Consider the following 7,451-nt stretch of genomic DNA (forward strand, 5'->3'; position numbering starts at 1 on the left):
GCGGCAATCTCTGCACTGGCATCATAGAAACCTATAAGGTCGTATCTCTTGCTTTGTTGTAATAATTTAAGGTGAATTTTACCTAGGTGACCAGCACCGAGAACTCCGACTTTAAGCATCATGTTGCGTTTTTGTAAAAATAGCAAAATGATCGGTAAATAATCATTAGGAGAGGGAATCTTGTGCTAATTATCTTTTTAATGTATTGGAAAAGGAAATGAAAGTCTTTTTATTTAGAAGAATTAGAAAAATAAAGCAGGGCGCTGTTGCGGTTACTCCTTTGCTTAAAAGGAAAGAAAGGTATTGTTTATTCTTATAAATTAAAATTACAAGGGTTATTTAGTTTTTTTTACTGAGAATTATTTATTGAAAAAAGATAGGAATAAGCAGTTGAAAGTTGGTGTCTTGCAGCTATTTTTGACCCATCAAAGATAATTATATACATAAAGGAAAACGTCGCCTGTTGGTAGATTTGATGCGTTCGAAAGGAATTCACGATCCAGCAGTTCTAGATGCGATGAATCAGGTGCCTAGACATTTGTTTCTGGACAGCTCTTTTTTAGAGCACGCTTATCAAAATAAGGCTTTTCCTATAGGAGCAGATCAGACGATTTCACATCCTTATACGGTGGCTTTTCAAAGTCAGTTGCTTGAACTTAAAGCTGGAGACAAAGTACTGGAAATAGGAACTGGAAGTGGTTATCAATGTGCCGTTCTGCTAGAAATGAAAGCACAGGTATATACCATTGAGCGTCAAAATGAGCTGTATAAAAAGACCAATTTACTATTTAGGAAGCTGAATTACAGACCGAGGAAATATGTTTTTGGTGATGGTTATAAAGGCCTTCCAGAAGAAGCTCCATTTGATTCTATAATTGTGACCTGTGGCGCTCCAGAAATCCCGCAAACTTTATTGGGCCAACTCAAGATAGGAGGTAGGCTGGTCATTCCAGTAGGAAGCGATCCTCAAATCATGACCTTGATTATACGAGAAAGTGCTACTGATTTCTCTAAAGAGACTTTTGGTGAGTTTAGATTTGTACCGTTTTTGGGCGGTAAGAATTAGAGGTGAAACCTCTATAGAATCTTACTGTTCTTGTGAAGTGCCGAATTCATTTAGCAGATCAACAGGAGTGGAATCAGGGAGCGATTTTGCAAAGAAATAATTAGCAAAATATGCTGCGCCACCGCCTAAAAATGAAACACCGTACATAGCTATTGGAGCTTCGGGAAATAAAACAACGCCTGTAGCGCCACCTCCAACTTCTGCAGCAATCCATGTGATTACAAAAACTGCAATGTACCCAGCTTTTTTGTGTGCTTTTGATGCCAACATTTTACCAATTTTTTTTGATAAATAAATAAGCAAGAAAAGTTCTAATAGGCGCGCTATTTTAGAGTGTTATTATTTAGAAAATTTAAAATTTTAAAATTTCCATCTTAGTTTTACATCAGAAATATATAAAAATCACTTTAATAGTACTTCATTCCATCATGTTTTTATCCATGCGACCAGTTACATGGTGAAAATGTCACTTTAACTTCACTCAAACCTATCGAATATACATTTGGATAAAGAGTTACTGATACCCTTACATCCCTGCTGAGAAAACGTCTTTTAGTTAGCCATCTTTATGATGCTAGCCCTCTTATTCCTTCAGGCATTTATAGAAACAGGGAAATCATCCTAAGGAACTAATGGGTCTCTGGATAAAGGGTTTTTGCATAATTAGTGGTACTAGTCACTGTGGAATTATGGGTATGTTTCTACTATAGCTTGTTGAGGTGTTCTATTTTATTCACTTAAAAATGTAAGAACTGCCGTTAAAAATAGTATCTTAATACCTAGGGATGTTATGTGTGCATAGCACAGGTAGTTTTAGTAATTATATCTGGTCTTATGATGTTAGAGATTGGAAACCTTATTATAAAGAACTATGAAAATAGGTAATCTTTTAATAAAAGTCTTTTGGCACCTATACGAGGTTTTTCTAAAGGCGCTCTTTTTTCTGTATAGCAGGTAGACATAGATGCGATGGAATTTATTTTTATACCATCTAAACAAGTTAAATCAAACTAATATGAAAACACTTTATAAAACTTTGATGTTCATTTGGACTTTTTTAATACTGGGGTCTTGTGCCACTATACCAGCCTCTACATCTGTTCTAAGTAAAGAGATTATTAAAGAGGCAAACGGGATGCATGATTTAAACACCTCTTTAATCAATCAATTATATACCGAGCGAGAGCAACGTATTAATGATTTTATAACGCATCAATACACACCAGCAATAATTAATAATTATGAGCAATTGCTTCCAGATTCTCTTGATTATAAGGTAGCATTACCTCATATACTTCAAAGTATCTTACCTGTAATTAATAAAAAGCGAGATTCACTTCAAGGAATTTTACGTGTAGAGCAACAAAATATTTTGCGCCAATTAAACGCCAATTATGCTTCTTACACAACCTCTACTGCTGTGTTACAAGGTTTAATTGATTCTGCCGTGAAACTTAAATCTTCTGAGAGTACGGCATTAATGGCTATAGAAAACCTTGCCGGAGTATCCCCGGGAACGGTGTCCAATATTGATTTAAAATTAGAAAAATTATTAAAAGACTCCGGTAGAACAGTAGATCAATTACTTCAAATAGCAAACAGTTTAAAAAAATAAGGTCATGAATATCAATTGGGACGCACTTGCAAAAAAGGCAGGACAACAGACAGATCGACAATTTAACGAAGAAATAGCAAAATTAACGAGCTTAAATACATCAGAGATGGATAGGTTTATGGCAGAAAGTAGCATAAGCAATGCAAATGCAGTGAAGGTGTTGCAGGAGATTAGCGATGCCACACGCAGTAACAATCAAAAAGCAGCTGCCATTGCGAGTATCGAAAAAGGCGTTGCGTTTTTGGTTAGTTTAGTGGGTAAGTTGCTTTAAATGGATCAAATTTCTGTTTCCATATGGTAAGCTGATTTCGCTTTCGCGAAAGCGGAATACTGATTTTTTAATCTTATGATGCTTTAGAATTTAGTTTTAGTTGCAGCAGCTCTGTTACCTGTGCTGTTTTATTAAGTTTTAGATCATTTTTTTGCTTTTAATTGGATGGAGATTTGTGATCTTGCAAAGTCACTTTCTTATTAGCGTTATAGAGAAACGCGATATTTCTTATCAGATTCTTAGCTCCGGAGGTTAAAAAAAAATGCGTTACCTAAAATAGCTAACGCATTTTTTAACAGGCTCTTATCCTATAATTGGTAGGGCTCAAGCGACACTACTTAACTTTTCTTCTACTTTGTTGTTTTTTGAGGTCCCTTCAAATTGATTAGAGGTGTTATTTTCTCCACCAGCTTTTAAAGCCATATCGCCTGCAAAAAATGTCTTGTGGTCATCTCCTATATCAGAGCCTGCCATACGTTGGTGCTTGACACAAGAAACTCCTTTGCGTATTTCTTGTCTTTGAACTCCTTTCACATAAGCGAGCATGCCTTCTTCTGAAAAGTATCCTTTGGTGAGGTCGTTCATATGAAGAGCTGTGGTATGATAGGTAGGTAACGTAATTAAGTGATGAAAAACCCCAGCTTCTCTTGCAGCATCTGCTTGGAAGGTTTTTATGTTTTCATCAGCCCGGTAGCATAATTCAGAATCATCGTATGCGGCATCCATTAAATTATTTCTGTCGTAAGCAGTCATATTTTCACCTTCAGAAAGCATTTCTTCATAGGCCTGATTGCGAAAGTTTAATGTCCAGTTGAAAGACGGTGAATTGTTATAGACCAATTTAGCATGAGGCACCTCCTTTTTGATTCTGTTGACCATATGAGCAATTTGTTCCACATTTGGTGTAGGTGTTTCTATCCATAATAAATCGGCACCGTTCTGAAGACTTGTCACACAATCCAGTACCACCCTGTCGATGTTGGAACCCTTTTTAAATTTATACAAACCATTTGCTAATCGCACAGGTCGTACTAATTTGCCTTCCCTTTTAAGAAGAACATCATCATCCTTAGCTTGGTTGATCCCTATTTCTTCTACTTCTAAAAAGGCTAAATATTGAGAAGCTATATCTCCTGATACTTTGCTCACTGGTAATTTTTGGGTAAGACCAGCACCTTCAGAATCTGTTCGGGCTACAATAATGCCATCTTCAACGCCAAGCTCTAAAAACGCATATCTAATAGCATTTAATTTAGCGATAAAGTCTTCGTGTGGAACCGTTACCTTTCCATCTTGATGGCCACATTGTTTTGCATCAGAAACCTGATTTTCAATCTGTATCGCACAAGCGCCAGCTTCAATCATTTTTTTGGTCAACAAATACGTGGCTTCTTCATTGCCAAAACCAGCGTCAATGTCCGCAATAATAGGGACGACGTGCGTTTCAAAGTTGTCAATCTGATCTTGTACCTCTTCGCCGTTTTCAAGTCTTTTAAATAAATCATTTAACTCAATGGCATCTGCTTGACGTAAGAAATCATAAATTTCTTTTATCAAGGCAGGAACAGCGGTTTTCTCATGCATGGATTGATCTGGTAATGGGCCAAATTCTGAACGTAAGGCGGCAACCATCCAACCAGAAAGATACAGGTATTTTTTGCTTGTTGTTTTGTGGTGCTTTTTTACTGCTATCATTTTCTGCTGTGCCACAAAACCGTGCCAGCACCCTAAAGATTGAGTGTATTTAGATGAATCTACGTCATAAGCCGCCATATCATTTCTCATAATGGCAGCTGTGTATCTGGCAATATCTAAGCCTGTTTTAAAACGATTTTGAGTTACTAACCGCGCTACACTTTCAGGACGAACAGTATCCCATGAAGCTCCATACTTTTCTTTAAGCTCGATCACTGTCTGTACTACAGATTTGTAATTTGATTGTGGTAAATTCTTCATAATTTCGTACTATGTTATTTTTGATTAATAATTAGATCCTGTGGATTGTTGCTGCAATCGCAGGATTGTTTTTATAGGTATTGATAGGCTGGTAGCGTTAAAAATTCTTCAAATGGTTCTGCAATTATTAATTCATTGAAAATTTCTATAGCGAGTTTAAATTTGCTGTTTACCATTTTTTCTTCACCCAACTCTTTAATAATTTTTTCTACTTCATCATCAAATAAATCTTGATATAATTCTTTGTTGAACCTTCTTCCATCACCTAGTACAACCTCGTTCTTTAACCATTGCCATACTTGAGTTCTTGAAATTTCAGCAGTAGCGGCATCTTCCATTAAGTTATAAAGTGCTACAGCTCCATGACCTCTCAGCCAAGCTTCCATGTATAAGATGCTGACATTGATGTTTTTTCTAATCCCTGCTTCGGTTACGGTACCTTTGGGTAGTTCTATTAAATCCTCTTCTGTAATAATGACATCCTCCCGTGTGACATGCAATTGATTTAATGCAGGCATGTATTGATTAAATTCTGTCAGTGCTATTTCAACTAAAGCAGGATGTGCCACCCAAGTTCCATCATGACCATTTTTCACTTCGCGTTCTTTGTCTTTGCGAACTGTTTCCATAGCAATGGCATTGGCTTTTGGATTGTTTTTAATAGGAATTTGTGCTGCCATACCACCTATGGCTAGAATACCACGTTTATGACAACGCTGTATCACCAGTTTGGAGTACGCATCCATAAATGGCGATGTCATGGTTACTTGATCGCGATTAGGGACAACAAAGTCTGGATGGTTTCTGAATTTTTTGATATAAGAAAAAATATAATCCCAGCGACCACAATTTAAACCTACAATATGGTCCTTCAATTCATAAATAATCTCGTCCAGTTGAAAGCTTGCAGTGATTGTTTCTACTAGAACGGTTGCTTTAAACGTACCGCTAGGAACCTGTAAATATTCTTGAGCAAATGTAAAAACGTCATTCCACCAGCGCGCTTCTAAATAGTGTTCTAATTTTGGAAGATAAAAATAGGGCGCGCTATGATTACCTAATAAGGTTTTAGTATTGTGAAATACATAAAGACCAAAATCAACCAGACTGCCTGAAGCCTCTCTGTCATTAATTATAAGATGCTTTTCGTTCAAATGCAATCCTCTAGGTCTCACTAAAAGAACAGCTGTATGATCCTTTAAACGGTACGATTTACCTCGTATTGGATCTTCTAAGGATAGGGTCTTTTTGTTTGCATCTATCAAGTTTTGCTGTCCTTGAATACTGTTCTTCCAAGTAGGTGCGTTACTGTCTTCTAAGTCGGCCATAAATGTTTTAGCCCCAGAATTTAATGCATTAATAATCATTTTTCTATCCACAGGCCCTGTTATTTCTACCCGTCTATCTTGTAAGTCATGAGGAATGTTACCCGCTGTCCATTCTTTATCTCTAATATCTTTGGTCTCTTTTGGGAATTCAGGAAATAGACCTTTATCAAATTCTTTTTGCTGTTCCTCACGACTTTCTAGTAACTCTAATTGTCCTGTGTGGAATTTTTCATGAAGTGCGATTAAAAATTGTAGGGCTTCATCTGATAAGATTTTAGGGTAGTAATTATCTACACTAGTGGAATAGGTTAGTTTTCTAAAATTTAAAATGCTGTTTTCCATAACGGGATTGTTTTATACCGCAATAGTAAAACAAAGAACTGAAATAAACAAGCGAACGTTCGCTAAAAACATATATTCGCAATAAATTAAAGTTCGCAAAAACTCTTATATTTGCTCCATGCAAGAAGATTATATTAAATTAATATTTGGATTAAAGTTAAAGCAGATCAGGACGGACAAGAATTTATCTTTGTTTGGTTTATCAAAACTTTCTGGTTTATCTAAGTCCTATTTGAATGAGATAGAAAACGGTAAAAAATATCCAAAACCAGATAAGATAGTTCTTCTTTCTGACAAATTAGAAGTGTCTTATGATCAAATGGTGTCCTTACAACTGGATAAAAACCTAGCGCCGATAGGGGATATATTGAGGTCTAAAATCCTCAAAGAACTACCTTTAGAACTTTTTGGAATTAAAGAGAGTAATCTGATTGATATTATATCAAATGCTCCCGCTAAAGTAAATGCCTTTATTAGTACCATAATTAAAATTGCACAGCATTATAATTTTAGTAGAGAGAGTTTTTATCTCGCCTCAGTGCGTTCCTATCAAGAGGCAAATAAAAATTATTTTGAAGATCTAGAGCAAAGTGTTTTAAAGTTTGCCAAAGCTTATCACATAGATCTAGAGGAGCGAATAAGCTCTAAAGATTTAGAAGACATCTTAATTGAGGAATTTGGATATAGTATCGAGGCTAATGAATTGAGTAAACACAAGGCATTGGGTAGTTTGCGGTCTGTATTTGTTCCTAAAACAAAAACCTTACTCCTTGCTAATGAAATAGACGAAGCGCAGCGCACCTTTATTTATGCAAAAGAACTGGCTTATAATTTTCTAGAGGTTAAAGAACGGTTGTACACGTTTCCTTGGAT

At 36.1% G+C, this 7,451-nt stretch carries 7 protein-coding genes and 1 pseudogene; 4 read left to right on the plus strand and 4 right to left on the minus strand.

Annotated elements, in window-relative coordinates; genetic code table 11:
• Window positions 1–119, minus strand: a pseudogene (locus tag ACJAT0_RS11740) (gfo/Idh/MocA family oxidoreductase); the annotation flags it as partial.
• A gap of 305 nt (window positions 120–424) precedes the next feature.
• Between ACJAT0_RS11740 and ACJAT0_RS11745 the strand changes: the two are divergent.
• Window positions 425–1,066: a protein-L-isoaspartate(D-aspartate) O-methyltransferase gene (locus ACJAT0_RS11745; RefSeq protein ID WP_415181812.1), complete on the plus strand. Its 642-nt coding sequence runs from the start codon at window positions 425–427 to the stop codon at window positions 1,064–1,066.
• A gap of 21 nt (window positions 1,067–1,087) precedes the next feature.
• Here the strand turns inward: ACJAT0_RS11745 and ACJAT0_RS11750 are convergent, their stop codons facing one another.
• A complete protein-coding gene (locus ACJAT0_RS11750; protein ID WP_415181806.1) occupies window positions 1,088–1,336 on the minus strand; it encodes a hypothetical protein in 249 nt (82 codons plus the stop codon).
• A 745-nt stretch (window positions 1,337–2,081) separates the two neighbouring features.
• On the opposite strand from ACJAT0_RS11750, the gene ACJAT0_RS11755 reads away from it, so the two are divergent.
• Together ACJAT0_RS11755 and ACJAT0_RS11760 are read left to right on the plus strand one after the other, a co-directional pair.
• Window positions 2,082–2,681: a hypothetical protein gene (locus ACJAT0_RS11755; RefSeq protein WP_415181807.1), complete on the plus strand. Its 600-nt coding sequence runs from the start codon at window positions 2,082–2,084 to the stop codon at window positions 2,679–2,681.
• Window positions 2,682–2,685: 4 nt separating this feature from the next.
• Window positions 2,686–2,952, plus strand: coding sequence for a hypothetical protein (locus tag ACJAT0_RS11760; protein ID WP_415181808.1), 267 nt, complete (start codon window positions 2,686–2,688; stop codon window positions 2,950–2,952).
• A gap of 324 nt (window positions 2,953–3,276) precedes the next feature.
• Here the strand turns inward: ACJAT0_RS11760 and ACJAT0_RS11765 are convergent, their stop codons facing one another.
• Window positions 3,277–4,908 (minus strand): isocitrate lyase, encoded by a 1,632-nt coding sequence (locus ACJAT0_RS11765; RefSeq protein WP_415181809.1) that lies wholly within the window; start codon window positions 4,906–4,908, stop codon window positions 3,277–3,279.
• A gap of 71 nt (window positions 4,909–4,979) precedes the next feature.
• Window positions 4,980–6,578, minus strand: a complete 1,599-nt coding sequence (gene aceB, locus ACJAT0_RS11770) for a malate synthase A (protein WP_415181810.1) — start codon at window positions 6,576–6,578, stop codon at window positions 4,980–4,982.
• A 118-nt stretch (window positions 6,579–6,696) separates the two neighbouring features.
• On the opposite strand from aceB, the gene ACJAT0_RS11775 reads away from it, so the two are divergent.
• Window positions 6,697–7,451: helix-turn-helix domain-containing protein (locus ACJAT0_RS11775; RefSeq protein ID WP_415181811.1), on the plus strand; the 755-nt coding region annotated here is incomplete at its 3' end.

Origin of the sequence: Nonlabens sp., assembly GCF_047636915.1 — a bacterium.
In the GTDB taxonomy this organism is placed as follows: domain Bacteria; phylum Bacteroidota; class Bacteroidia; order Flavobacteriales; family Flavobacteriaceae; genus Nonlabens.

Coding starts and splice junctions, on each gene's coding strand:
- ACJAT0_RS11755 (WP_415181807.1), top strand. CDS start 2,082: ATGAAAACACTTTATAAAACTTTGATGTTCATTTGGACTTTTTTAATA.
- aceB (WP_415181810.1), bottom strand. CDS start 6,578: ATGGAAAACAGCATTTTAAATTTTAGAAAACTAACCTATTCCACTAGT.
- ACJAT0_RS11750 (WP_415181806.1), bottom strand. CDS start 1,336: ATGTTGGCATCAAAAGCACACAAAAAAGCTGGGTACATTGCAGTTTTT.
- ACJAT0_RS11760 (WP_415181808.1), top strand. CDS start 2,686: ATGAATATCAATTGGGACGCACTTGCAAAAAAGGCAGGACAACAGACA.
- ACJAT0_RS11765 (WP_415181809.1), bottom strand. CDS start 4,908: ATGAAGAATTTACCACAATCAAATTACAAATCTGTAGTACAGACAGTG.